The organism is Mycobacterium sp. NGS50, assembly GCF_059812545.1.
In genome coordinates this window covers 16631-42264 of sequence record NZ_JCALCW010000009.1, presented here as the reverse complement: position 1 = coordinate 42264, position 25634 = coordinate 16631, and the positions used below count along the sequence as shown (strand labels likewise).

23 protein-coding genes are annotated in these 25634 nt (G+C 68.9%); 9 read left to right on the top strand and 14 right to left on the bottom strand.

Annotated elements, in window-relative coordinates:
• The first annotated feature begins 1 nt into the window (after nucleotide 1).
• Both treY and treZ read left to right on the top strand, forming a co-directional pair.
• Entirely contained in the window at nucleotides 2-2296 is a 2295-nt protein-coding gene (treY, locus tag AC5Y36_RS08435) for a malto-oligosyltrehalose synthase (protein ID WP_500040420.1), read from the top strand.
• On the top strand, nucleotides 2289-4037 hold the full coding sequence (gene treZ, locus AC5Y36_RS08430) for a malto-oligosyltrehalose trehalohydrolase (RefSeq protein WP_500040419.1): 1749 nt from the start codon (nucleotides 2289-2291) through the stop codon (nucleotides 4035-4037). Before treY ends, treZ begins: the two co-directional genes overlap by 8 nt.
• Here the strand turns inward: treZ and AC5Y36_RS08425 are convergent, their stop codons facing one another.
• The 7 genes from AC5Y36_RS08425 to AC5Y36_RS08395 form a co-directional block, all read right to left on the bottom strand.
• On the bottom strand, nucleotides 4038-5396 hold the full coding sequence (locus AC5Y36_RS08425; RefSeq protein ID WP_500040418.1) for a threonine/serine exporter family protein: 1359 nt from the start codon (nucleotides 5394-5396) through the stop codon (nucleotides 4038-4040).
• 75 nt (nucleotides 5397-5471) lie between these two features.
• A complete protein-coding gene (gene ilvA / locus AC5Y36_RS08420; RefSeq protein ID WP_500040417.1) occupies nucleotides 5472-6752 on the bottom strand; it encodes a threonine ammonia-lyase IlvA in 1281 nt (426 codons plus the stop codon).
• A 28-nt stretch (nucleotides 6753-6780) separates the two neighbouring features.
• Nucleotides 6781-7218: a nitroreductase family deazaflavin-dependent oxidoreductase gene (locus AC5Y36_RS08415; protein WP_500040416.1), complete on the bottom strand. Its 438-nt coding sequence runs from the start codon at nucleotides 7216-7218 to the stop codon at nucleotides 6781-6783.
• A gap of 10 nt (nucleotides 7219-7228) precedes the next feature.
• On the bottom strand, nucleotides 7229-8152 hold the full coding sequence (locus AC5Y36_RS08410) for a metal-dependent hydrolase (RefSeq protein ID WP_500040415.1): 924 nt from the start codon (nucleotides 8150-8152) through the stop codon (nucleotides 7229-7231).
• A 64-nt stretch (nucleotides 8153-8216) separates the two neighbouring features.
• Nucleotides 8217-8693 carry a DUF488 domain-containing protein gene (locus tag AC5Y36_RS08405; RefSeq protein ID WP_500040414.1) on the bottom strand — a complete coding sequence of 159 codons (477 nt, stop codon included), beginning with the start codon at nucleotides 8691-8693 and terminating at the stop codon, nucleotides 8217-8219.
• A 61-nt stretch (nucleotides 8694-8754) separates the two neighbouring features.
• On the bottom strand, nucleotides 8755-10581 hold the full coding sequence (gene fadD11 / locus AC5Y36_RS08400; protein WP_500040413.1) for a fatty acid--CoA ligase FadD11: 1827 nt from the start codon (nucleotides 10579-10581) through the stop codon (nucleotides 8755-8757).
• Nucleotides 10578-11387 carry an enoyl-CoA hydratase/isomerase family protein gene (locus AC5Y36_RS08395; protein WP_500040412.1) on the bottom strand — a complete coding sequence of 270 codons (810 nt, stop codon included), beginning with the start codon at nucleotides 11385-11387 and terminating at the stop codon, nucleotides 10578-10580. The genes fadD11 and AC5Y36_RS08395 overlap by 4 nt, the downstream gene beginning before the upstream one ends.
• Nucleotides 11388-11485: 98 nt before the next feature.
• Between AC5Y36_RS08395 and AC5Y36_RS08390 the strand changes: the two genes are divergently transcribed.
• Nucleotides 11486-12319, top strand: coding sequence for a class I SAM-dependent methyltransferase (locus AC5Y36_RS08390; protein WP_500040411.1), 834 nt, complete (start codon nucleotides 11486-11488; stop codon nucleotides 12317-12319).
• A gap of 10 nt (nucleotides 12320-12329) precedes the next feature.
• Here the strand turns inward: AC5Y36_RS08390 and AC5Y36_RS08385 are convergent, their stop codons facing one another.
• On the bottom strand, nucleotides 12330-12734 hold the full coding sequence (locus AC5Y36_RS08385) for a helix-turn-helix domain-containing protein (RefSeq protein ID WP_500040410.1): 405 nt from the start codon (nucleotides 12732-12734) through the stop codon (nucleotides 12330-12332).
• 168 nt (nucleotides 12735-12902) lie between these two features.
• On the opposite strand from AC5Y36_RS08385, the gene AC5Y36_RS08380 reads away from it, so the two are divergent.
• The 3 genes from AC5Y36_RS08380 to AC5Y36_RS08370 all read left to right on the top strand — a co-directional run bounded on the left by AC5Y36_RS08380 (nucleotide 12903) and on the right by AC5Y36_RS08370 (nucleotide 15074).
• On the top strand, nucleotides 12903-13550 hold the full coding sequence (locus AC5Y36_RS08380; RefSeq protein WP_500040409.1) for a fasciclin domain-containing protein: 648 nt from the start codon (nucleotides 12903-12905) through the stop codon (nucleotides 13548-13550).
• A 155-nt stretch (nucleotides 13551-13705) separates the two neighbouring features.
• Nucleotides 13706-14158, top strand: coding sequence for a PPOX class F420-dependent oxidoreductase (locus AC5Y36_RS08375; RefSeq protein WP_500040408.1), 453 nt, complete (start codon nucleotides 13706-13708; stop codon nucleotides 14156-14158).
• Entirely contained in the window at nucleotides 14151-15074 is a 924-nt protein-coding gene (locus AC5Y36_RS08370; protein ID WP_500040407.1) for an MBL fold metallo-hydrolase, read from the top strand. Before AC5Y36_RS08375 ends, AC5Y36_RS08370 begins: the two co-directional genes overlap by 8 nt.
• On the opposite strand, the gene dnaE is transcribed toward AC5Y36_RS08370, so the two are convergent.
• The 3 genes from dnaE to AC5Y36_RS08355 are packed head-to-tail and all read right to left on the bottom strand — an operon-like array spanning nucleotide 15071 to nucleotide 20286.
• A complete protein-coding gene (dnaE, locus tag AC5Y36_RS08365; RefSeq protein ID WP_500040406.1) occupies nucleotides 15071-18607 on the bottom strand; it encodes a DNA polymerase III subunit alpha in 3537 nt (1178 codons plus the stop codon). The genes AC5Y36_RS08370 and dnaE overlap by 4 nt on opposite strands.
• Nucleotides 18608-18665: 58 nt before the next feature.
• Nucleotides 18666-19940 (bottom strand): RNA polymerase sigma factor, encoded by a 1275-nt coding sequence (locus AC5Y36_RS08360; protein ID WP_500040405.1) that lies wholly within the window; start codon nucleotides 19938-19940, stop codon nucleotides 18666-18668.
• Nucleotides 19906-20286, bottom strand: a complete 381-nt coding sequence (locus AC5Y36_RS08355; RefSeq protein WP_500040404.1) for a YciI family protein — start codon at nucleotides 20284-20286, stop codon at nucleotides 19906-19908. The genes AC5Y36_RS08360 and AC5Y36_RS08355 overlap by 35 nt, the downstream gene beginning before the upstream one ends.
• A gap of 72 nt (nucleotides 20287-20358) precedes the next feature.
• On the opposite strand from AC5Y36_RS08355, the gene AC5Y36_RS08350 reads away from it, so the two are divergent.
• Nucleotides 20359-21120 carry a class I SAM-dependent methyltransferase gene (locus tag AC5Y36_RS08350; RefSeq protein WP_500040403.1) on the top strand — a complete coding sequence of 254 codons (762 nt, stop codon included), beginning with the start codon at nucleotides 20359-20361 and terminating at the stop codon, nucleotides 21118-21120.
• Between the two features lie 21 nt (nucleotides 21121-21141).
• Here the strand turns inward: AC5Y36_RS08350 and AC5Y36_RS08345 are convergent, their stop codons facing one another.
• Nucleotides 21142-22062, bottom strand: a complete 921-nt coding sequence (locus AC5Y36_RS08345) for an RluA family pseudouridine synthase (RefSeq protein WP_500040402.1) — start codon at nucleotides 22060-22062, stop codon at nucleotides 21142-21144.
• A gap of 62 nt (nucleotides 22063-22124) precedes the next feature.
• Nucleotides 22125-22721 carry a signal peptidase II gene (lspA, locus tag AC5Y36_RS08340; RefSeq protein ID WP_500040524.1) on the bottom strand — a complete coding sequence of 199 codons (597 nt, stop codon included), beginning with the start codon at nucleotides 22719-22721 and terminating at the stop codon, nucleotides 22125-22127.
• A gap of 45 nt (nucleotides 22722-22766) precedes the next feature.
• Here lspA and AC5Y36_RS08335 point away from each other — a divergent pair, with 45 nt between their 5' ends.
• Entirely contained in the window at nucleotides 22767-23711 is a 945-nt protein-coding gene (locus tag AC5Y36_RS08335) for an asparaginase (protein ID WP_500040401.1), read from the top strand.
• A gap of 8 nt (nucleotides 23712-23719) precedes the next feature.
• The gene (locus AC5Y36_RS08330; RefSeq protein WP_500040400.1) at nucleotides 23720-24184 is read left to right on the top strand and encodes a hypothetical protein; all 465 of its coding nucleotides are present in this window, start codon (nucleotides 23720-23722) and stop codon (nucleotides 24182-24184) included.
• 7 nt (nucleotides 24185-24191) lie between these two features.
• Here the strand turns inward: AC5Y36_RS08330 and AC5Y36_RS08325 are convergent, their stop codons facing one another.
• Nucleotides 24192-25580, bottom strand: a complete 1389-nt coding sequence (locus AC5Y36_RS08325; RefSeq protein WP_500040399.1) for a DNA polymerase IV — start codon at nucleotides 25578-25580, stop codon at nucleotides 24192-24194.
• Nucleotides 25581-25634: the final 54 nt, after the last annotated feature.

The window sequence follows — 25634 nt, the reverse complement described above, 5'->3', positions numbered from 1 at the left end:
GATGGCTGTACCGGTACTGTCCACCTACCGACTACAGCTCCGCGGACCCGATAGCGGCTTCGGGTTCACCTTCGCCGACGCCGAGAACCTGCTCGATTACCTTGACCTACTCGGGGTCTCGCACCTTTATCTGTCCCCGGTGCTGACCGCCGCCCCGGGTTCCAGCCACGGCTACGACGTCACCGACCCGACCACGGTGTCGCGGGAGCTGGGCGGGGCTGACGGGCTGAGCCGGCTATCGGCTGCCGCCCGCTCCCGCGGAATGGGCCTGATCGTCGACATCGTGCCCAACCACGTCGGGGTGGACCGACCGGAAAACAACCCGTGGTGGTGGGACGTGCTGATGCACGGGCGCGCGTCGTCCTATGCCGAGTTCTTCGACATCGACTGGGACTTGGACGGCGGACGGATCGTCTTGCCGCTGTTGGGATCCGATGACGACGTGGCAGAGCTTCGGGTGGACGGGACGGTGCTGCGGCTGGGTGATCTGGCGCTGCCGATCGCCCCGGGCACCGGCGAGGGCACCGGTTCCGAGGTGCACGACCGACAGCACTACCGGCTGGTGGGATGGCGTCGCGGAATATGCGGGTACCGCCGCTTTTTCTCCATCACGTCGCTGGCGGCGCTGCGTCAGGAGGATCCCGCGGTATTCGACGCATCGCACGCCGAGGTGGCTCGCTGGTTCGCCGACGGCCTGGTCGACGGACTGCGCATCGACCACCCCGACGGGCTCGCCGATCCGGCCGGCTACCTGGCCCGGTTGCGCGAGCTCACCGGGCCGCAGGCCTGGATCGTGATCGAGAAGATCCTGGCGGTCGACGAGGCGCTGGAGCCCACGCTGCCGGTGGCCGGCACCACCGGCTACGACGCCCTGCGTGAGATCGGTGGGGTCTTCATCGACCCGGCGGGTGCACCGTCGCTGACCGCCCTGGTCGAGTCGGCCGGGCTCAACCACGCCGGGCTGCCCGCGCTGGTGCGCGACCTCAAAGTCGGCGCCGCCACCCAAACGCTGGCCAGTGAACTCGACCGGCTGCGGCGCTGCGTGGTGGCCGCGGGTGGGCGCGACCATCCGCGGCTGGCCGAGGCATTGGCGCTTCTGGTCAGCCTCATCGACGTCTACCGCTGCGACTACCACGGTCTGGCAGCGGTATTGCCGACCGCGCTGGCTCAGGCCGATGCGGTCCCGGATCTGGGTCCGGCGCTGCAGATCGTGGTCGCCGCACTGGCCGGCGACAACGAAGCCGCGTCCCGGTTCCAGCAGCTGTGCGGTGCGGTCACCGCCAAGGCGACCGAGGACTGCCTGTTCTACCGCGACCCCAGGCTGGTGTCGCTCAACGAGGTGGGCGGTGAACCGCAGCGATTCGGGGTCGGCCCGGCCGAATTTCACCACCGCGCCGCCGCCCGCCTCCGGACCTGGCCGCACACCATGACGACGTTGTCCACCCACGACACCAAACGCGGCGAGGACGTGCGTGCCCGAATCGGTGTGCTGTCGCAGGTGCCGGCGCTGTGGGCCGAGCTGGTCGGCCGCTGGGACGGCCTTGCGCCCTGCCCCGACGCGGCAACCGGATTGTTCTTGTGGCAGAACATCTTCGGGGTGTGGCCGGTCGGCGGCGAGGTCACCGAGGTGCTGCGGGAACGGCTGCACGGCTACGCCGAGAAAGCGATTCGGGAGGCGGCGTGGCACACCTGCTGGCACGATCCGGACCCCGGGTTCGAGGATGCCGTGCACGACTGGCTGGACACCGTGTTGGACGGCCCGGTTGCCGGCGAGCTGACCGAGCTTGTCGCACAGCTCAATGCGCATGCCCAAAGCGATGCCCTGGGCCAGAAGCTGCTTGCCCTCACCGTTCCCGGCGCACCCGACGTCTACCAGGGCACCGAGCTGTGGGAGGACAGCCTGGTCGACCCCGATAACCGGCGCCCGGTCGACTATCGGGCGCGGCGCGCCGAACTGGCCGCGCTGACACACCCGAAGATGCGGGTGGTGGCGGCGGCACTGCAATCACGCCGCAAGCACCCGACCGCCTATCTGCACGGCGGCCACCTCCCGATGCTGGCGACTGGATCGGCGGCCGATCACCTGGTGAGCTTTCGTCGCGGCGGCGACGTCGTGGTGGCCGTGACCCGCTGGACGGTGCGGCTCGGCGACCGCGGCTGGGGCGACACCTCAATCGCGCTGCCCGCCGGCGCCTGGACCGATCGGCTGACCGGGGGCAGGTGGTCGGGTGCGACACCGCTGGCCTCGCTGTTCGCCGAACTGCCGGTCGCGTTGCTGGAACGTTCCGATGGCTGAATTCGCGCTCTGGGCACCGGATCCGGGGCGGGTTCGCCTTGATGTCGATGGTGTGACGCACCCGATGACCCGAGCTGACGACGGCTGGTGGCGCACCTGTGTCGACGCCGCACCGGGCGCCCGCTACGGATATCTGCTCGACGACGACCCCGCCGTGCTGCCCGATCCGCGGTCCCCGCGGCAGCCCGACGGCGTCCATGGGCATTCGCAATTGTGGCATCCGTCGGACGCGGCGTGGACCGACCTGGGCTGGCCGGGCCGATCGGTGCACGGCGCGGTGATCTACGAGCTGCACGTGGGCACGTTCACCGCTGAGGGCACATTCGATGCGGCCGCCGACAAGCTGGATTACCTCGTCGATCTCGGCGCCGACTTCGTCGAGTTGATGCCGGTGAACGCCTTCTCCGGAATTCATGGCTGGGGTTACGACGGGGTGCTGTGGTACGCGGTGCACGAGCCGTATGGCGGTCCCGACGGGCTGGTTCGCTTCGTCGACGCCTGCCACGCCCGCGGGCTGGGCGTGCTGATCGACGCGGTGTTCAACCATCTCGGGCCGTCCGGCAACTATCTGCCCCGGTTCGGCCCGTACCTCTCGGCGGCGGACAGCCCGTGGGGCGCGGGCATCAATATCGCCGGCCCCGACTCCGACGAGGTGCGCCGCTACATCCTGGACTGCGCACTGCGCTGGATGCGCGAGTTTCACGCCGACGGCCTGCGACTGGACGCGGTGCACGCGCTGACCGATACCACCGCGATCCACCTGCTCGAGGAATTGGCCGGTCAGACCGACCGGTTGGCGGCCGAGCTGGGCCGGCCGCTGGCGCTGATCGCTGAAAGCGACCTCAACGATCCGCGCCTGATCACGCCGCGCACCGGGGGCGGCTACGGGCTGAGCGCGCAGTGGGACGACGACATCCATCACGCCGTGCACACCGCGGTGTCCGGTGAGCGCCAGGGCTATTACGCCGACTTCGGGTCGCTGGCCACGCTGGCGACGACACTGCGCAACGGTTTCTTCCACGCCGGGACGTATTCGACGTTTCGGCGCCGTCGGCACGGGCGCCCGCTGGATACCTCGCAGAATTCCGGGATCCCGGCTACCCGGCTGCTGGCCTACACCTGCACGCACGATCAGGTCGGCAACCGTGCACTGGGGGATCGCCCATCGCACTACCTGACATCGGGCCAGCTTGCTGTGCGGGCCGCGCTGGTACTCGCATCGCCGTATACCGCAATGCTTTTCATGGGTGAGGAATGGGGCTCCAGCACCCCGTTCCTGTTTTTCAGTTCCCATCCGGAGCCCGAGTTGGCGCGGGCCACCGCCGAGGGCCGCAAGCGTGAATTCGCCGAGCACGGCTGGGATGCCACCGAGATTCCGGATCCGCAGGATCCGGCGACGTTCCAGCGCTCCAAACTGGACTGGGCCGAGCAGCACACCGGTGAGCACGCCCGGCTGCGGCAGTTGTACCGGCAGCTGATCACGTTGCGCCGCACCGAACCTGAGTTGGGCGACCCGTGGCTCTCGAACCTGGCGATCGACTACGACGAGGATGCCCGCTGGATCGTCATGCACCGGGGCCGGCTGGCGATCGCCTGCAACCTGGGCGCCGAGCCGGTGACCGTCCCGGTGACCGGTGAGGTGGTGCTGGCCTGGGATGAACCGGCGCCGGCCGACGCGGTCACCGTGCTGCCCGGGCACTCGTTCGCGATCCTGCGGACCCCGGCCACGAGCGCAGGTTGATCAGCGCGCTTGGGCTGTTCTGCGCCCGAAGTAGCGGATACCGGCCAACTGCGGAATCCGGTACGGGCTGCGGATGCGGCGCGTCGCACGACCGCGGCCCCGCAGGTGGTAGCGACCGAGTTCGCGCCGCACCGAGGGTGCCAACAGCGGCCCGAGCACCGCGCCCGCACCCAGCGCCAGTGCCAGCCCCGCCGCCATCCCGAGGGAGCCCCCGGCATCCGGCTGCCCGTTGACCAGTTGCACGAAGCCGCGGAACAGCGTCAGCCCCGGCACCAACGGCACGATGCCGGCCATGATGATCACCAGCGGCGTGACCCGCAGCCGCGGCGCGAGCAGGGTGCCCACCAGGCCCGTCGCAGCAGCAGCCACGAACGAGCCGACGATGGCGTCGGCCCGGATCAGTTGCATCTCGAAGAAGATCAGGGTTGCGGTCGCTCCGGCGATGCCCGCGGCCGTCGCCGCCCGCAGCGGCGCATAACCCGCGACGGCGGCAGCCGCAGCGCCGATACCGCCGGACAGCATGTACAGCGGCACGCTGAGGGCGGCTACCGGTGCCGCCGCGTTCACCTGAACATGGATACCGAGGGCCGCGCCGATCCGCACCGCGATCGAGACCCCGACCAAGATCCCGGCCGACGAGAGCAGGATGTCCAGCATCCGCGAGACGGCGGTCAGCTGGTAGCCGGTGATGGCATCCTGCACGGAGCCGACCGTGGCCAGCCCCGACAACAGCACCACGATGGTGGCCGCGACCACCGGTGATATCGGCGTGCCGGCCGGTAACCAGTCGGCCGCATGCAGCCCGATGACCACCCCGGTGGCCAGCGTGGCGGCAACGGCCTGTTGGAACAGGAACGGCAGGCGCCAGCGGTTGAGGATGCGACCGACCCGGTCGATCAGTGCGGTGGTCAGCGCCGAGATCAGCGCGACGAGCGGCCCGGCGCCGATCAGCACGGAGAACCCCCCGGCCATCACCGCCCAGCCGGCGGTGGCCACCCAGCGGGGATAGGGGTGCTCGGCCCGGGTCAAGGTGTCCAGCTGGTGCTGCACCCACTCGGGGTCCGGGGTGGTGTCGACGACCTTTTGGGCGAGGTCGGTGGTCAGCTGCAGCCGGGTGTAGTCCAGCGAGCGCGACTGCACCAGATACATGGCGGTGACCGGCGCACCCGGCACCCCGCGGGGTACCGAGACGGTGATCGAGTTCGCGGTGATGTCGACCTGGGTCTGGGGCAGCCCGTAGGCGGTGGCGACGGCGAGCATACTGGCTGCCACGTCCGCGGTTCCCGCCTGCGAGCCCAGCAGCAGCTGCCCGAAGCGCAGCGCGATATCTAGAACCCGGCGGACATCAGTTTCGTCCATGCGCATCCCCTCCGATGGTGCCATGCGCAACCGGGTACCCACTTCCAGCCCTAGTCCCGGCCGCGCGGGCAACTCTTAGAGCAGGTAGCGGTAGGCCGGCGAGCCCGGCTCCAGCGGTTCGACGTGAATCTGCGAGGCCCGCATCCGGTCCAACAGCCCGCCGAAGTCGTCGGCCGAGCTCAGCTGGATGCCGACCAACGCCTCGCCGGTCTCCCGGTTGTTGCGCTTGACGTACTCGAACAGGGTCACGTCGTCGTTGGGTCCGAGCACCTCGTCGAGGAAACGCCGCAGCGCGCCGGGCTCCTGGGGGAAGTCGACCAGGAAGTAGTGCTTGAGACCCAGGTGCACCAGGGAGCGCTCCAGGATTTCCCCGTAGCGCGACACGTCGTTGTTGCCGCCCGAGATCAGGCACACCACAGTGGATCCGGGTTCGACACCGGTCTCCAGCATTCCGGCCACCGACAGAGCGCCGGCCGGTTCGGCGATGATCCCCTCGTTTTGGTACAGGTCGAGCATCGCGGTGCACACCGCACCCTCGTCGACGGCGTGAACCGACACCATGTCACCGGCGGCGTTCAGCACCGTGAACGGATTCGCGCCGGCCCGGTTCACCGCGGCACCGTCCACGAACTGGTCGACGGCACCCAGCGTCACCGGCTCCCCCGCGGCCAACGCCGCCGACATCGAGGCGGCGCCGGCCGGTTCGACGCCCAGCACCGAGGTGTTGGGTGCCCGCTCGGACAGATAGGTGGTGATGCCGGCGATACAGCCGCCGCCGCCGACCGGGATCACCACCAGGTCGGGTTCGGTGTCCAGCTGGTCGAGCAGCTCAACGGCGATGGTGCCCTGGCCGGCGATGGTGCGCGGATCGTCATAGGGGTGCACCAGGGTGGCACCGGTGCGGGCGACGTCCGCCAGTGCCGCCTCGGCCGCCACATCATAGGTGGCGCCGCCCACGATCAGCTCGATGAATTGTCCGCCGTGGTAGCGGATCCGGTCCCGCTTCTGCTTGGGTGTTTTCGCCGGCACGTAGATCCGGCCGTGGATACCCAGGGACCGGCAGGCGAACGCGAAGCCCTGCGCATGGTTACCGGCCGAGGAGCAGACCACGCCGGCGGCGATCTCCTGCGGGGTCAGTTGCACCAGAAGGTTGTAGGCGCCGCGCAGCTTGTAGGACCGCACCGCCTGCAGGTCCTCACGTTTGAGGTAGACCGTGGCGCCGGTGGCCGCCGACAGCCGGTCGCTCAATTGCAGCGGGGTGGCGGTGACCACCCCGCCGATTCGCTTGGCCGCCGCGTCGATATCAGCCGCGGTCAGCGGCAGGTTGCTCAGGCGACGGCTCGGTTCGGCGGACACCGGTTCATGGTGCCACCCAACAGGCGATTCAGCTCACCGGGGTAAGGACGAACACCGGGATCTGGCGGTCGGTCTTCTTCTGGTAGTCGGCGTAGTCCGGGTATGCGGCCACGGCGCGTTCCCACCAGAGCGCCTTCTCCTCGCCGAACACCTCACGCGCGTCGTAGTCCCCGCTGACCGTCGCGTCCTGCAGCTCCACGCGCGGGTTCTTTTTGACGTTGTGGTACCAGACCGGGTGTTTGGGGGCCCCGCCCAGCGAGGCGACGATCGCGTACTGGCCGTCGTGCTCCACCCGCATCAGCGGGGTTTTGCGGAGCTTGCCGGTCTTGGCTCCGACCGTGGTCAGCAAGATGACAGGCATACCTCGCATCTCGGTGCCCTCGGTGCCGCCCGAGGCCATGTACTTCTCGGCGTTCTCGCGAGACCAATCCAATGCGCTGGGTGCATACTCTCCGGAAAGTGGCATACCCGTCAGCCTAGCCGCGTTCCTCTCCGGCGCGACCTTCGTCTTGTCCGGCACGGCGCTCACGCGCGGCCAGCGCGGCCGGCGAGTGTCGCAGGTAGTCCATCGCCATCGACGTCGAGGATTCCGCGCTGGGGTGATGGCCGGGCCGCATATACCGCAGCGGGACCGTCACGAGCAGCTTCCAGGGCCCCGGCACCTTGTATTCGCGGGCGGCACGCAACCAGTCGCGCCACCGTGGTTTGGCGTCGACGGTCGGATCATTCGCCATCAAGAACCGTGCGCCACGAACCCACCAGTACAGGAACTGCGGGCCGGTCAGCAGCATCGACACTGCTCGCAGCGGATAGTTGCCGCAAACGTTCTGGTAGACGTCGAACACCAGCGAGCGGTGCTCGATCTCCTCGGCCCCGTGCCAGCGCAGCAGGTCGAGCATCACCGGGTCGGTTCCGGCGTAGTCCAAACCCCGATTCTGGATCACCCAATGCCCCAGCACCGCAGTGAAATGCTCCAGCGCGGCGACGTCGGCCAACCGCCGGTAGAGCCACCATCGCTGCAGCAGCGGCGGCCAGTTCTCGCGGGTATTCCCCAACGCGGACAGCCATCCGCCCAGTTGGTCGGTGTAGGGCTCGGTATCGATGCCCTGCTCGGCCAGGTGATCCAGGACGATCTGGTGCGCCCAGGCGTGCCAGGCTTCCTGCTGGATGAACGGTTTGATCGCCGCCACCAGCTCGGCGTCGTCGACCAGGGGCGCGGCCTCGTTGACGGCCTTGATGAAGTGCCGTTCGCCCTCCGGGAGCAGCAGATGCAGCACGTTCATCATGTGCGTGGCGAACGGGTCACCGGGCACCCAGTGCAGCGGGGTGTCCGACCAGTCGAAACGAACCTTCCGCCGATGCGCCGGATACCCGTCGTGGTGCGCTATCGCTGTGTTCATCGGTCACTCCTCACGGCGTCGATTACGTCATGAGTGCCCATTGGTGCGAAAGAAAAACCCGGCGTCAGGCCGTTGCGTCGTAGACCAGCAGGTCGCCGTCGACGCGCGCCTCCGCGGTGGGCCGATGCGGCCGCAGTTTTCCGTCATGCATGAGGTGGCGCACCTGGACACCGCGCACCAGCGTGAGGTGGTCGGCGATCAGCTTGCGGTGACAGCGCCACCAGACCGTTTCGGCGCACATGACCGCGACCCGCTGTTCGGCGGCGGTCACCAGCAGCTCGTCGATGGCCGCCCGAAACTCGGGTGTGCGCATGTGCCCGGCATAGGACCGAAACGACGCGTTGCGCAGGCCGATATCGGGGCTGTCGCCGGGAACCCGACGCCAACCACCCAGTCGCGGCTCCCACCGGTACCCGATGCCGGCGGCGGGCAGCCAGCCCGCCATCGCCTCGCGCGCGGAATCGGGGTTGTGCCGGCTACCGGGCGCGGTGCGCACGTCGACCAGCTGCCGGACGCCCGCGTCCCGGAGCAACGACGTCATCCCCGCCGCGTCGGCGGTGCCGTGCCCGAACGTGAGAACGGTTGGCGCCGTGGCGTTCACCTCACGCGGTGGCCGCCGGCTCCGCGGCGGCGGGCTCGTGGACATCCGGGCCGGGTTGCGCGGCGTAGAGCTCCTCGATCTCGGTGGCGTATTTGGCGGCGATCGGTTTGCGCTTGAGCTTCATGGTCAGCGTCACCTCGTCGCCGCCCGGCTCCCACAGGGCGGGCAGCACCCGGAAGCGCTTGATCTGCTCGACCCGCGACAGTCTGGCGTTCCCGGCGGCGACCCCGGCCGCGATCTGCGCGATCACCGCGGGGTCGCCGGCCAGCGCCGCCGGTGAGGCGTCGGACAGGCCGTGGCGGGCGGCGTACGGCTCGACGGAATCGGCGTCGAACACCATCAGCGCGGTGTTGTACGGGCGACCGTCGCCAACGGTGACCATGGCGCCGATCAGCGGGCAGGCCGCCAGGATCGCGTTCTCGATGTTGGCCGGCGACATGTTCTTGCCGCCCGCGTTGATGATCAGTTCCTTCTTGCGATCCACCACCCGCAGGTTTCCGTCGGCATCTTCTTCGAGAATGTCGCCGGTGTGCAACCAGCCGTCGGCGTCGACCGCTTCGGCCGTCTTGGCCGGCTCCTTGCGGTATCCCCGCATGACCAGCGGACCGCGGATCAGGAACTCGCCGTCCTCGGCGATCCGGGATTCCAGGCCCGGCAACAGTTTGCCGACCGTACCCAGCCGCGCCTCGCTGGGGTGGATAGCGGAGGCGGCGCAGCTCAGCTCCGACATCCCCCACACCTCGGCGATCGGGATGCCGATACCGGCGAAGAAGCCCAGCGTCTCCTTGGGGATCGGCGCCGCGCCCGACACCGCCCATCGCAACTCGTCCAACCCCAGCTTGGCGCGCAGTTTGGACAGCACCAGCTCGTCGGCCGTCGCCCATTCCGCGGCGACGTCGGCGGGCTCCTGCTGTCCGGCCAGCATCGCCGCCGCCCGCTTCGCGCCGACCTCCAACGCCCAGTTCAGGGCCGCGCGGCGGTGCTCGTCGGGCTCGTTTTCCACCGCGAATTCGATTGCGGCCTTGAGTTTTTCCCACACCCGCGGAACCGCGCCCCAGATCGTCGGGCGCACGTCGGGCAAGGCCCCGGCGATCGCGCGCGCATCGGGCACGGTGGTGACCTGTACACCGAAGACCTCCTGGTTGTACAGCGCCATGGTTCGGTCGGCGATGTGCGCCGACGGCAGGAACGACGTGATGCGGTCGCCGAACTGCACGCCGAGGACGTTGTCGAGGGCCTGCGCCTCGAACAGCAGGTTGGTGTGTGTCATCTCCACACCCTTGGGGGTGCCGGTCGTCCCGGAGGTGTAGATCAGCGTGACGATGTCGTCGGGCCGCACCGCTTGCCAGGTGGCGTCGAAGTCGAAGTCCTCGGCGCCGGCGGCGAGCAGGTCAGCGACGGACAGCGTTCCCTGCGGCGCGCCGTCGATACACACGATGTGCTCGATGGCGGCGCCGCTGGCCCGGATCCGGTCGACGTATTGTTCTTCGCACATCACGACTTTGGTGCCTGCGTTGTCGAACAGGTAGGTCATCTGCTCGGCGGGCAGCGTGTTGTACACCGAGAACGAGGTGGCTCCGACATGCTGGGCCCCCACCTCCAGCGGATAGAACTCGATCCGGTTGGCCATCATCAACGAAACCGTGTCACCGCGTCGCACACCGAGCCCCGCCAGTCCGGCCGCGACCTGGCGCACCTGGGTGGCGTAATCCCGCCAGGTCAGGGTCTGACCGTCGCCGACGGTGCGCAATGCCACGGCGTCCGGGTCGACCGCGGCGACCCGCTGGAACGCCTCGCACAGCGTCGTCGGCCATTCGGAAGTGCTCATTTCGATTCTCCTCTGCGTGTGCTGTCGGCGACTCGGCCCAGGTAAGCCGTTGCCGCATCGCGTGACTCGGGGTCGAGCAGTGCCGTGACGAGACTGTCGGCGTCACTCCAGCTGCGTGCGGTTGCCACCATGCCCTCGGTGACGGCGTTGGTGTGGCGTTTGGTCGCATTCAGGGTGAGCGCCGATTTGGTGATCAACTGGCCGACGAGATCTTCCACCGCCTCATCGAGAGCGGCCTCGGGCACCACCCGGTTGAGGAACCCGGCCGCCTTGGCTTCCGCCGGCCCGAATGGGCGGCAGGTCATGACCAGTTCCTTGGTCAGTGCCGGCCCGATTTCGCGGATCAGCCGCGGGATGCCGCCCCAGGCCAACGGGATGCCCAGATCGACCTCGGGAATCGAGAAGCGGGTGCTTTCGGCCGCCACCCGCAGATCACAGGCGGCGGCCAGAACCACGCCGCCGCCAACGCAATGCCCGTGCAGCCGCGCCACCGTCACCGCGCGCATGGCTTCGATCGCGTCGGCCATCCGCCGGCCCGCGTCGGCGGATTCCCGGGGCGTGACCGCGGCACCGTCCCCTGCCCCGGTGAACGCCGCCAGATCGGCGCCCGCGCTGAATGCCCGGCCGTTGCCCGCCACCACGACGACCTTGACCTCCGGTCGGGCGTCGAGCCAGCGGGCCGCGGCGACGAGTTCGTTGAGAGTCTGGGTACCCAGCGGGTTGAGCTTGTCCGGCCGGTTCAGCGTGATCGAGCCGCGGGGCCCGTCGGCCAGCACCATGAGGGTGCCCGCGTCCTGCATCTGCATGACTGCGACGGTAGCGGTGTAACCGCCACTGCGGTGAACGTTTTGGGCGTTCCGTTCAGCCGGTGGTGGCATTCGCACGGCGGAGTAGCTTCAAAGACATGCCTGTCACCGTCACCGAACTCAGCCCGGTCGAACAGACCGCGTTGCTCACCGAATACGCCCGCGCGGTGGATAGCCGTGGGCCGCGGCCGATCCTGCACGACACGCTGGCCGATGAGATCGTCGGGCGCATCGACTACGACTTCGCCGGCCTGGGCGTGCCGTCCAGCGTGGTCTGTCAGACGGCGCTGCGCGCGAAAATGCTCGACGACCGGGTGCGGGACTTCATCGCGCGTCATCCCGACGCGGTGGTGGTGGATCTGGGAGCGGGCCTGGACAGCGGCGTGCAGCGGGTCGATCCGCCGGTCGGCGTCGACTGGTACAGCGTCGATCTGCCCAACGTCATCGCCTTGCGCGGGGAGCTGATGCCGGCCCGCGACGGTGCCCACGCGGTGGCAGCCTCGGTGGCCGCCCCGGACTGGCCGGAGACGATCCCGGCCGATCGGCCGACGATGGTGATCGCCGACGGGCTGTTCGCCTTTCTGCCCGAACCGGTAATCGCTGCGTTGTTCCGGCGGATCAGCGAGCACTTCGGCGCCGGCGAGCTGGCCTTCAACGACTACGGGCGGATCGGCTGGTTCAGCCAGCTGGCGATCAAGGTCGCACCGCAGAAGATGTTCAGCGCGGTGGGCAGCCAGTGGGGTTACCGCGGATTCAAGGACGCCCGGCACCCGCAGAGCTGGAATCCGCGGCTGACGCTGGTCGAGGAGGCCAGCCTGACTCACGCCCCCGAGGTCGAGAAGTTCCCCGGATGGGTGCGGGTGGCGACCCGGTTGTCGGGGAGAACCCGAGCCGGCGCCCGCAAGGCTCGGATTCTGCGGTACCGGTTCTGAAGGTGTCCGGTCAGCGCGGTTGACCTACCTGCGCGGGCATCGGATGGATGCCGCACGTGCATGCGTCGATGGACGGGCAGGTGCAGCGCATTCCCCATTCGATCACCGCACGGGCGCGGGCCAGCGATTGCAGTTGCGCGTCGATCTCGGCCAGTTTCGCCTGGGCGAGCGCGCGGCTCGTCGGGCGCCCGGGCGCCTCGTCGCTGAACAGCAGCTGGATCTCGTCCAGGGCGAAACCCGCCGATTTGCACAGGCCGATGACCTCGAGTCGGGTCAGGACCGCGTCGTCGTAGCGGCGCTGGCCACCGACCCTGGCCGGTGGCGCCAGCAGGCCGATCTGCTCGTAGTAGCGCAGCGTGGTTGCGGCGACCCCGCTGCGTCGGGTCACCTCGCCGATCGTCAGCCGGCCGGCCATCGCGACCCCCTACCTTCGATATTTGAGTTCGAGTCAACTCTAGTACAAGGCGGGGACGCACAAAAGGGCTGGTCAACCTCACGTCACCCGGCGAGCGCGGCTCGGCGACTTTGGTGTTGCGTGACCCCTACGCATAACATGCGATGCGACCTAACGAAGGAGCCGACTTTGAAGACTCGCGCCGGCAAGGTATTGGCAGCGGCTGGGATCGCCGCTGTCGTGGCGTCGCTGCCACTGGCCACCAACGCATACGCGGACCCGGACACCCCGGTCGCGCAGATCCCCGACCCGCAGGGTCCGGGCTGCGACGCCTTCAAGGCAGCGGTGCCGAACTGGAAAGACCTCAACAACCAGCCGGTCGGTGTCGCACTGTCCAGCATCCCCGACATCTCGACGTTCAATTCGCTGATCGCCGGCGGTGTCAACCCCGGCGCCAACATCATCGGCGTGCTGGAAAACGGCCCGTACGTGGTGTTCGCGCCGTCGAACGCCGCGTTCGCGGCGATGGACCCGGGCAAGTTCGAGGCGCTCAAGGCGTCCAGCATCGAAGAGCTGACCAAGTTCGGTTACTACCACGTGTTCCTCGGCCTGCTCGGCCCGGAGAATGTGCACGGACAGCGGCCCACTCAGGACGGGGCCCTGATCAACGTAACCGGCAAGGGCGGCGACATCGTAGTCAATGACGTGGCCAAGGAAGTTTGCGGTGGTATCCAGGCCGCGAACGCCCGGATCTACATCATCGACCACGTGTTGGACCCCGCGCAGGCTCCGGGTGCGCCCGCCGCGGCGCCCGCACCCGCGACGACGGCCGGCTGAACCGCCCGGGCGTAATCCCGCACCGATCTTCGTATTGCGGATATGGTCGTGCTTTCGACCGCTTCACGACCCTAGGCGCAATATCGCCGCGTATCGCCGCTGCTTTCACGGTGCGGGCTTGACTTAAAGCCAACTTTAAGTTGTTCCCTGGTGGAATGCACACCTCACCACTCAACGAGTTGCTTGACGCCCGCTACGCGCTGCTGCGTTCCTTCCGCCGCGACGGCACGCCGGTAGACACCCCGATCTGGTTCGCGGTCGACGCCGAAACCGTGCTGTTCCGGACCAAGGTCGGCCCGAAGTCCCGACGACTCACCGTGCGTCCCGACGTGGAACTGACCGCCTGCGACTACCGCGGCCGACGCCGTACCGGCGCGGGAACAGTCGCCGGCCGGGCCACCATCCTGTCGGGCACTCCGGCCGAAACCGCCAACCGCGTGCTGCACCGGCGCTACGGCTGGCAGTGGAACGTCATGCCGATGATCAACGTCCCCGGTGTCACCAACGTGCACCGAGACTTGTCCATCCGCGAAAGGCTGCGTCGGGCCCGCACCCGCGCGGTCTGGTCGGACAGCGTGATCGTGCGGGTGGAGTCGGTCGATGCCTGATCCCGTGCGCTCCCCCAGCTTCAACCAATGCTGCGGTGCCGCCGCGGGGCTCATCCACGGCATGATCCGGCCCCGACGGCCCGATCAGCGTTTCCTGGACAGCATCGTCGACGCCGGCCTGCCGGCGGCGGGGGTCACCGTGCGGATCACCGCCGTGCCGCAGGTGCCCCGTTCGGTTCCGACCGCCATGATCGTGGAGGGCATGTTCGCACCCCGACGGGTGCACAACTCGTTGGCGTCCTTCGTCGTTGCTCACCCGTCGGCCACCTTCATCGTGGATCCGGCCGTCTGCGTGGACGCCGAGCATCGGGCGATCGCCCAGATCCCGGCGGTACTGCGGGCAGCGGTACGGCCCCCGGCGAGCACCTTGCCGACCGTCGCGGGTCTGGACCAGATCGACAGCCCGTCGCTGGATTTCGCGTTGCCCACCCACGCGCACTGGGACCACGTCTGCGGGCTCCTGGACATGCCGGGCCTGCCGGTACACATGCACCGCAGGGAACTCGACTGGGTCGATGCGGGGCCGATCGCGCCGGTCGGCGGGGTCCGCGATTCGCTGCGCGATCGCACCCTGGTCCGATACGACCTGGACGGACCGCCGGTGCTAACGTTCACCCGCAGCCACGACCTGTTCGGCGACAACTCCGTCGTCCTGGTCGACCTGGCCGGGCACACCCCGGGCAGCGTGGGCGTGCTGGCGCACACCGCCCGAGGCTGGGTCCTGATCGCCGGTGATGCAGCGTGGCATCACCTGCAGATCGACAATGTTCGGCAAAAGTCAAGTTATCCGGGGAATTTCGCCGATGAGAATCGCGATGAAACGTTCCGGACCCTGCATCGGCTGCACCTGGCGCGCCACGCGGTGACCATCATTCCCACCCATGACCATCAGGCTGCGGCGCAGCTTGCGGACTAGCCGCCGAGGCACCCCGGCCCCAGCAGCGCTTTCAGGTCCCCCATCAGCGCCGAGGATGGCGTCACCCGCAGCGAGGCATCCAACTCCAGCACGGTGACCCGGTCGCTGCTGATCAGCCGCAGATGCACCTGCGAGGTACCGGGGTGGCGCGCCAGAACCTGCTTGAGCGCGCTGACCTTGTCGATGGTGCACTGCCGGGTCGGCAGGCTCACCGCCAGCGGTCGGTCCACCTGCGCGCCGGAAAAGTCGGGCACCACCAGCTCATTGGCGATCAGCGAGATCCGGTCGTCGCGGATCGCCACCTTGGCGTTGACCAGAACCACCGCGTCGTCAGCCACCTCGGCGCCGTAGGCGGAGTAGGTGTGCGGGAAGAACATCACCTCGATCCCACCGGTGAGGTCTTCCAACTGCGCTGATGCCCAAGGCATTCCATTCTTGTTGACCCGGCGGTTCACCGACGCCAGGATGCCGCCCACCCGCACCTGGGTGTCGTTGGCGATGTCGCCCTCCAGTATCGCCGGGATCTGGGTGTCGACCTGGGTGGCCAGCAGGTGCGCGATGCCGTTGAGCGGATGCCCGGATACATACAGGCCCAGCATCTCCCGCTCCAGGGCGAGCTTGTGCTTGTCTTCCCACTCGTCGTCGGGCACCTTGATGGTGAACACCGCGTCGGCGGCGCCCTCCCCGTCGGCGCCGCCGAACAGGTCGAACTGGCCCATCGCCTCGGCCTTCTTGGTGCCCAGCACCGAGTCGACCGCGTCGGTGTGCACCAGAAACAGGCCCTTCCGGGGATGTCCCAGCGAGTCGAACGCCCCGGCTTTGATCAGCGATTCGGTGACTTTCTTGTTGCACGCGGCGATGTCGACCTTGTTGAGATAGTCCGAGAAGTCGGTGAATTTTCCCTTCTGCGTGCGGGTTCCGATCAGCGAGCCGACGACGTTGGCACCGACGTTGCGCACCGCGCCGAGCCCGTAGCGGATGTCCTTACCCACCGACGCGAAGTTCAGCCCGGATTCGTTGACGTCGGGTGGCAGCACCGTGATGCCCAGTCGACGGCAGTCGGCCAGGTAGATCGCGGCCTTGTCCTTGTCGTCCCCGACCGAGGTCAACAGCCCGGCCATGTATTCGGCCGGATAGTTGGCTTTCAGGTAGGCGGTCCAATAGGACACCAGCCCGTAGCCGGCCGCGTGCGACTTGTTGAACGCGTAACCGGCGAACGGAAGAATGGTGTCCCACAACGCTTTGACGGCACGCTCGGAGAATCCGTTGGCCGTCATTCCCTCGTAGAAGCCCTTGTATTCGGCTTCGAGCACTTCGAGTTTCTTCTTGCCCATGGCCTTACGCAGCGCGTCGGCCTTACCCATCGTGTAGGAGGCGACCTTCTGCGCGATGAACATGATCTGTTCTTGGTAGACGATCAGACCGTAGGTTTCGGACAGGATGTCGCGCAGCGGCTCTTCGAGCTCGGGATGGATGGGTTTGATCGCCTGGCGGTTGTTCTTACGGTCGGCGTAGTCGTTGTGGGCGTTCATGCCCATCGGGCCGGGCCGGTACAGCGCGAGCACCGCCACGATGTCGTTGAACTCGGTGGGCTGCATGCGGCGCAGCAGGTCTCGCATCGGGCCGCCGTCGAGTTGGAACACGCCCAGGGTGTCACCGCGGCCCAGCAGTTCGTAGGTGGCCGGGTCGTCCAGCGGCAGCGCATCCAGATCCAGATCCACTCCGCGGTTGGCCTTGATGTTCTCCAGACAGTCACCGATGATCGTCAGGTTGCGCAGGCCCAGGAAGTCCATCTTCAGCAGGCCGATTTCTTCACACGACGGGTAGTCCCAGCCGGTGATGACGGCGCCGTCCTGCGGCCGTTTCCACAACGGGATGGCGTCGATGAGCGGCTCGGAGCTCATGATCACCGCGCAGGCGTGCACACCGGCGTTACGGACCAGGCCCTCCAGCCCCCGGGCGGTCTCGTAGATGGTGCGCACGTCGGGGTCGGTGTCGATGAGCCCGCGAACCTCGGCGGCCTCCTTGTACCGCTCGTGGTTCGGATCGGTGATACCCGACAGCGGGATGTCTTTGGCCATGATCGGCGGCGGCAGCGCCTTGGTGATCCGGTCCGCGATCGCGAACCCCGGCTGACCGTAGTGCACCCGCGCTGAATCCTTCAGCGCAGCTTTGGTTTTAATGGTGCCGAAGGTGATCACCTGGGCGACCCGGTCACTGCCCCACCGCTCGGCGGCGTAACGCACCATCTCGCCGCGACGACGGTCGTCGAAGTCGATGTCGATGTCGGGTGCCGACGGCCGCTCCGGGTTGAGGAAGCGTTCGAACAGCAGTCCGTGCGGGATCGGGTCGATGTTGGTGATGCCCAGCGCGTAGGCGACCAGCGATCCGGCTGCCGAGCCACGGCCCGGGCCCACCCAGATGTTGATCGAGCGGGCGTAGCTGATCAGGTCCGCGACGATCAGGAAGTACGACGGGAACCCCTTGCCGCAGATGACGTCGATCTCATAGTCGGCGCGTTCGGTGTAGGCCTGCGGCACGCCGGCGGGAAACCGTCGCTGCAGTCCGGCGCGCACCTCGTGCCGCAGCCAGGAGCCCTGGTCGTGACCGTCGGGAACCGGGAACACCGGCATCCGGTCGCGCGGCGCCCACACCTCGGCGTACGGCTGCACCCGCTCGGCGATCAACAGGGTGGAGTCACACGCCCCGGGTAGCTGGTCGTCCCACAGGGCGCGCATTTCGGCGGCTGACTTCAGGTAGTAGCCGTCCCCGTCGAACTTGAACCGGGTGGGGTCCGACAGGGTCTTGCCGGTCTGAATGCACAACAGCGCCTCGTGGTTTCCGGAGGCGTCGCGGGTGACGTAGTGGCAGTCATTGGTGGCCAGCGGAGGTATGTCGAGCTTGCGGCCGACCTCCAGCAGTCCTTCGCGGACCCGGCGCTCGATGGACAGCCCGTGGTCCATCACTTCGAGGAAGTAGTTGTCGGGGCCGAAGATCTCCCGCCACTTCGCCGCGGACTCCAGCGCCTCGCGGTCCTGGCCCAGCCGCAGCCGGGTCTGTACCTCACCGGACGGGCAGCCGGTGGTGGCGATGATGCCCTCGGCGTGCTCGGCGATGATCTCGGCATCCATCCGCGGCCACTTACCCAGCTGCCCCTCGAAGGAGGCCAGCGAGGTCAGCTTGAACAGGTTGCGCAGCCCGGTGGCGTTCTCGGCGACCATGGTCAGGTGGGTGTAGGACCCGCTGCCGGACACGTCGTCGCTCTTCTGGCCGGGGTCGCCCCACAGGATCCGCCGGGTGTCAAAACGCGACGCCGGCGCGATATAGGCCTCCACGCCGATGATGGGGGTGATCCCGGCCTTGGTGGCCGCGTTGTAGAACTCGCTGGCCCCGAACATGTTTCCGTGGTCGGTCATCCCGATGGCGGGCATCTCCAACCGCTGCGCCTCGGCCAGCATCGGGGAGATCTTCGCCGCACCGTCCAGCATCGAGTACTCGGTGTGGTTATGCAGGTGAACGAACGAAGATCCCATAGGACCGCCAGTCTATGACCGCCCTCCGACGGTTCTCGGGCGTGTCGGCGCCCGTGTCTCAGCCGTCCTGGCCGAACGCGCGTCCACGACGAGATTTCCCGGCATTTTCCGCCTCCGCCGCACGCCCGGCGAGGTAGTCACGCGCAGCCGGGTCGGCGCTGAGCAGCATCGCGCGGCGATAGGCGGCGGCGGCCGCGTCGGCCTGCCCGAGGCGGGCCAACAGGTGAGCGCGCGTCGCCCAGGCCGGCTGAAACCGCTCCAGCGCCGGATCTGCGATGCCGTCAAGGGCGCGCAGCCCGGCCTGCGGCCCGTCGATCTCACCGTCGACCGCCGCCAGCGCCACCCGGGCGCCCACCGACGGCGCCACCCGCAACAGCGCACGGTGCAGTTTGCGCAGCGCCACCCAGTCGACCGGGCGACGGCAGTGCGCCGACTGGATTGCGGCCTCGTACTGGTAGCGACCCGGACGTCGGAAGCCGTGTGCGCGGTGCAGCAGGTCCTCGCCGCGAGCCAGCAGCCCGGTGTTCCAGCGCTGCGCATCCTGCTCGTCGAGCGGCACGAACGCGCCGGTGCGGTCCCGGCGCGCGGGCCGGCGCGCCTCGGCCATACAGACCAGCGCGGCCAACCCGAGCACCTCGGCCTGCTCGGGCAGCAGGTCGGCCAGCAGCAACGCCAAATGCAGGGCCTCGGCCGACAGGGATTCGATCGGCGCGCCGACCGGCTCAACCTGCCAGTCGATGGCGTAGGCGCCGTAGATCGCCTCCAGCAGGGCGGGTAGCCGCTCGTCGAGGTCGTCACGCTCGGGCACGACGAATGGAATGCGGGCATCCCGGATCCGGCGCTTGGCGCGCACCAGGCGCTGCGCCATCGCCGCCGGCGGCACCGCGTAGGCCTCGGCGATCGCGGCGGCCTGCACGCCCAGCACGGTTTGCAGCATTAGCGGGGTGCGCACGTTGGCGGCGATCGCCGGATGCGCGCACACCAGCATCAATTCCAGCCGACGATCGGGGAAGGCGGCCACGTCGAGCTCAGCTGAGCTGTCCGGGGTTTCGGGCAGCGCCTGCGTCATCCGGTACGCGGACGATTTCCATCGGTCCCGCAGCCGGTTGCGCGCCACCGTCAGGACCCAGCCCTCCGGGTTGACCGGGATCCCGGCGGTCGGCCAGCCGGCCAACGCGCGCTCCAGGGCGTCAGCAAGGGCGTCCTCGGCGGCGGCGATATCGCCGCTGGGTGCCGCGAGCAGCGCGAGCAGCCGTCCGTAGGAAACGCGGACCAGCTCGGCGACCCGCGCCTGCGGCTCACTCAGGGCGGTACCAGCCTTTGCCGTGGGCATACGTCACCGCCACCGGGCGGATCTCGATCGAACCCCACGCGGCCGCCGGGCACCGCTTCGCCCACGACAGGGCGGCGTCCAGGTCCGCGACGTCGATCACGAACACCCCGGCGAGGCGCTCCTTGGTGTCGGCGAACGGGCCGTCCTGCACTTCGGGCACACCGTGGCGGGCGGTGACAGTCGTGGAGGCGGCGGCGGGCTGCAGCACCTGGGTGCCGATCAGCACCCCGGCCTCGTCGAGGTCGTCGGCGTATTGGGCGAATGCCGCCCGGCCCTGGGCCAGGGCCTCCTCGCTGACCCCGGCGTCGTCGGCCTCCATGTAGTGCGTGAGCAGGCAGTACTGCATGGTGATGTCCTTCCCGTGTCGATGATGTCATTTCTATGACGATTCAGACCCGGCGTAATCGACAATGTGCGGATGCCCGCGACGTTCGATGACCTGGTGGCCGGCGCCGCCGCAGAACCGGTGGAAGGCTGGGATTTCTCCTGGCTGGACGGTCGGGCCACCGAGGAGCGCCCGTCGTGGGGATATCAGCGGCTGTTGGCCGAGCGGCTGGCCGGGGTCTGCGCCGCGGTGGATCTGCAGACCGGCGGCGGCGAGGTACTGGCCGGTGCCGACGTTTTTCCGCCCACCATGGCCGCCACCGAATCGTGGCCACCGAATGCCGCACGCGCCGCCGAGCTGCTGCATCCGCGGGGCGTGGTGCTCGTGGCGACCAACGGCGAGCCGGTGCTGCCGTTCGCCGACGAATGTTTCGATCTGGTGAGCAGCCGGCATCCCATCGAGGTGCTGTGGCGCGAGATCGTCCGGGTGTTGCGCCCCGGCGGCGGCTACCTGGCCCAGCACATCGGGCCGGCGACCGTGGACGAGCTGGCGCAATACTTCGACGTCGCACCGTCCGGGCGGCACGCCGCGGCCAGCCTGGACGAGCAGGTCGCCCAGGCGCAGGCTGCGGGACTGCGGTTGGTCGATGCCCGGATGGAGCGGCTGCGGGTCGAGTTCTTCGACGTCGGCGCGGTGATCTACTTCTTGCGCAAGGTCATCTGGATCGTGCCGGGTTTCAGCGTCGACGGATACCGGGACCGGTTGCGCGACATGCACGACGAGATCCAGGCGAGCGGCCCGTTCGTCGCGCACGCCACCCGGGTGCTTATCGACGCCCGCAAACCGGCCCGTTGACTATCCGCCCTGGGCGCAGTGTCAACAGCGAAGAACGTCCAAAGCGTGCTGCAGGTCCGCCGGGTAGGGGCTGGTGATCTCCATCGCCCGCCCGTCTCCGGGATGGGTGAACGCCAGCGACCGGGCGTGTAGCCACTGCCGATCCAACCCCAGCTTGGCTGCCAGCTTCGGGTCGGCGCCGTAGGTCAGATCCCCGCAGCACGGGTGGTGCAGGGCGGCGAAATGCACCCGGATCTGGTGGGTGCGCCCGGTTTCCAGGTGCACATCGAGCAGGCTGGCGGCGACGAAGGCTTCCACCGTGTCGTAGTGGGTGATGCTGTGCCGGCCGCCGGCGGTGACCGCGAACTTCCAGTCGTGGCCGTGGTGCCGGCCGATCGGAGCGTCGATGGTGCCGCTGGAGGGGTCCGGATGTCCCTGCACCAGCGCGTGGTAACGCTTGTCGACGGTGCGCTGCTTGAAGGCGCGCTTCAGCAGCGTGTAGGCCCGTTCGGACAGGGCCACCAGCATCACCCCGGAGGTGCCGACATCCAGCCGATGCACGATCCCCTGGCGTTCGTGGACGCCGGAGGTGGTGATGCGGTAGCCGGCGCCCGCCAAACCGCCCAGCACGGTGGGCCCGGTCCAGCCGACCGATGCGTGCGCGGCCACCCCGGCGGGTTTGTCGACCGCCACGATGTCGTCGTCGGAGTACAGGATCGTCATGCCCTCGATTTCGACGGGCGTGTTCTCCAGCGGCGGGGGCGCATCCGGGAGACGGACCTCCAGCCAGGCGCCGGCGGTCAGCCGATCCGATTTGCCGGCGGCGACGCCGTCGAGTTCGACATCGCCGGATTCGGCCAGTGCGGCGGCGACGGTGCGCGACACCCCCAGCAGCCGGGCCAACCCGGCGTCCACCCGCATATCGGCCAATCCCTCCGGGATCGGCATCGAACGATGCCTCAAGCGCCGTTCCTCCTCATCGCTTCGCTCTGCATCGTCACCGGCGCGGGGTCATCGCCGGCTCGTCATACGTGCCGCTTCTCGGCATCGCTGCGCTCGGCGTCATCGCCGGAGGTCCGCCGCGCCACGGTGTCGAAGTCGAAGCCGAAAACCGACAGCACCACCAGCAGGATCGCCCCGCCCACCACCGACGGGTCGGCGACGTTGAACACCGGCCACCAGCCGATCGACAGGAAATCCACCACGTGGCCGCGCAATGGTCCCGGCGAGCGGAAGAAGCGGTCGACCAGGTTGCCCATCGCGCCGCCCAGGATCATGCCCAGCCCGATCGCCCACCAGGGCGACACCAGGCGGCGTCCCATCCAGAAGATACCGACCACCACGCCGCTGGCGATCACGGTCAGCACCGCGGTGTAGCCGGTGGCCATCGAGAACGCGGCCCCGGAATTGCGGACCAATGTCCAGGTGATGGTGTCGCCGAGAATCGATACCGGCTGCCCGGGGGTGAGCAGCTTGACGGCGAGGACTTTGGTGATGACGTCGAGCACCAGCACCACCACCGCGACCGACAGCAGCAGTCGCAGCCGACGCCGCGGCGGCGCCTCGGCCGCCTCGACCGCCGGTTCGGTCTCGCCCGTTGATTCGTCAGCCACGCCCACCATCATCCCTTAAACCGGATTGCCCGACGTTCGGGGATGATTTGAGCCATGAGTCGCCTGGCCGTCATCACCACCGGCGGAACCATAGCCACCAGCGTCGATGACGACGGCGTGCGTCGTCCCACCCGCAGCGGTGCCGCATTGACCGCCGGTCTGGACGTCGAGGTCACCGACCTGATGGCGCTCGACAGCTCCGATTTGACGCCGGCCGACTGGGACCGAATCCGCGCGGCGGTGCGGGCCGCCGCAGACAGTGGAGCCGACGGTGTCGTGCTCACCCACGGCACCGACACCTGCGAGGAAACCGCGCTGTGGCTCGACCTCACCCACACCGGCGAGGTCCCGGTGGTCATCACCGGGGCACAGCGCAGCGCCGACACCCCCGACGCGGACGGCCCGGGCAACCTGCGGGACGCGCTGGCGGTGGCGGCCAGCCCGGCCGCCGCCGCGCTGGGGGTGCTGGTCTGTTTCGCCGGGCGGGTGTGGCAGCCGCTGGGCCTGTACAAGACGGCCACCGCTGATCTCAGCGGCTTCACCGGTCCGCAGGTCGGCACCGTCGCCGACGGCGAGTTCACCGTGTCCCGGCCCAAAACCGGGTTGTACCTCGGTGATCTGACCGCGACGGCGCGGGTGGATATCGTGGCGCTCTACCCCGGCGCGGACCAGGCCGGGATGGATGCGGCTGTGGACGCCGGCGCCCGCGGCCTGGTGCTGGAGGCGATGGGGGCCGGTAACGCCGGAGCGCCGGCGATCGCGGGCGTTCGTCGGCACTGTGCCGACGGGGTGGCGGTGGCGGTGTGCACGCGGGTGCCCGGCGGCTCGGTCGCCCCCGACTACGGTCCGGGCCGGGCACTGGTGGACGCCGGCGCGGTCATGGTGCCCGGGCTGCGGGCCGCGCAGGCCCGGGTGCTGGTGATGGCAGCGCTGGCTGCGGGGCTGACCGTCGGCGATGTCGTCAACCGGCTGACGTGGCCCGCCGGCCGCGAGTATTAGTAGGACCCATGCGCCCTGTGCTGCCGATGATCGGTGCCGCCGTCCTCGCGATCGGCACCGCTGCCGCCGTTCCCGCCGAACCGCCGCCCGGCGCGGACGATATCGACAGTTACCCGCTCGCCACAACCGGCCACTACGCGTCACCCAGCGACTTCTACTGGGTCTTTTTCAAAGCACCCGACGGCAGGTCCTGCGGCATCGGCCCGAACGGCGGCCCGATCGGGTGCGATGCGGTGCCGATGGACGCACCCGCGCACACCAACCAGACGATCGTCGAGGTCGGCGGGGTGCCCGCCGCCTACCGGCACTGGAACACCGCGTCGTTCACCCGCAACGTCGACGTCCTGCCCGAGGGCTACCGGCTGGAGAACTGGGGTTCCAGCTGCGCTGTCGGCCACCAGGGCACGGTGACCTGCAAAGGCTACGGGTACCACGGTTTCACGATTTCCAGCGTGTATGGCGTGCTGTGGTGAATCGGCCCTAACCGGCGGGCTCGGGATGCGCCGCCTCGCCGGCCGCGGTGGCGACGAACGCCGGCCAGTCCAGGCTGTCGAGCGGATCGGCGCGGGTGATGTCCGGGGCGTCGGCGGGAAACGTCCGCGCCACGCCCGGACCGGAGCTGCGCGTCTCGAACCGCACGGTCATCACTCCGTGTCCGGCCCCCTGGACCCAGCCGTGCCCCAGTTCGGGGTGTGCGACGTCGTCGCCGATTCGCCACGGGGTGCCGGCCTCCGGCACCGGTGAGGTCGGTGCCGGCGCGTGCAGTTCCGGAGCCTCCGGCGCCGCGGCCGCGTCCGGGAACACCAGCTCGGGGAACAGTGACTCCTGCCGGACGTCGGTCAGCCCGGAAAACCCCACCCCGAGCAGCCGAATCGGGCCGATGTCCTGCGGGTCGAGCAACAGCCGGCCGGCCGCCGAGGTCAGCGCGGCGGCGTCGGTCGTCGCGTAGGGCAGGGTGGCCGAGCGGGTCAGGACACTCATATCGGCCTTCTTGAGCTTGACCGTGACGGTGCGGGCGCCGCGACCGTCGCGCAGCAGGCGCCGGTAGGCGTGTTCGCCGATCGGGCCGACCTCGGCCCGCAGCTGCTCCAGGGTGGTCAGATCGACCGCGAACGTCGACTCCGCACTGATCTGTTTGGCTTCGGCGCGTTCGGCGACCGGACGATCATCGATTCCGCTGGCCAACCGGTGCAGGGCGGGCCCGACCGTGGCACCCAGGATGCTGGCGACCTCGGTGTGGGTCAGGGCGGCGAACTGCCCGATGGTACCGATGCCCAGCCGGTGCAGCTTCTCCTCGGCGACGGGCCCGATCCCCCACAACCGGCGCACCGGCAGCGCGTCCAGCAGCATGCGTTCCTCGGCGCGGTCGACCACCCGCACCCCGTCGGGTTTGGCCAGATCCGACGCGATCTTGGCGATCTGTTTGCCCGACCCCGCCCCGACCGAGGCCACCAGACCGGTTTCGTCGAGTACCCGGTGCCGCAGCCGCTCGCAGAACCGTCGGACCCGCTCGCCTGGGGCCCCGGCCAGCTCCGCCGGTTCGCCGAACGCTTCGTCGAAGGACAGCTGCTCGACGACCGGGATCACCGCACGCACGGTCGCAAAGACCCGGCGGCTGGCCATCCCGTACACCGCACCGCGCGGCGGCAGCACCACCGCCGGTCCACCGACCAGGCGTCGGGCCTGATGCATCGGCATCGCCGAGCGCGCCCCGAATACCCGCGCCTCGTAGCTGGCGCCGGCCACCACACCGCGCCCGCCGAGCCCACCGACCAGGACCGGGCGGCCGCGCAGGGTGGGTCGGGTCAACTGTTCCACCGACGCGAAAAACGCGTCCATGTCCAAATGCAGGACCCAGCGGGACTCCACAACCGCGATGCTAGAGCGTCGCCACCGCCACGTCCGAGACGCTCAGCTGCGTTG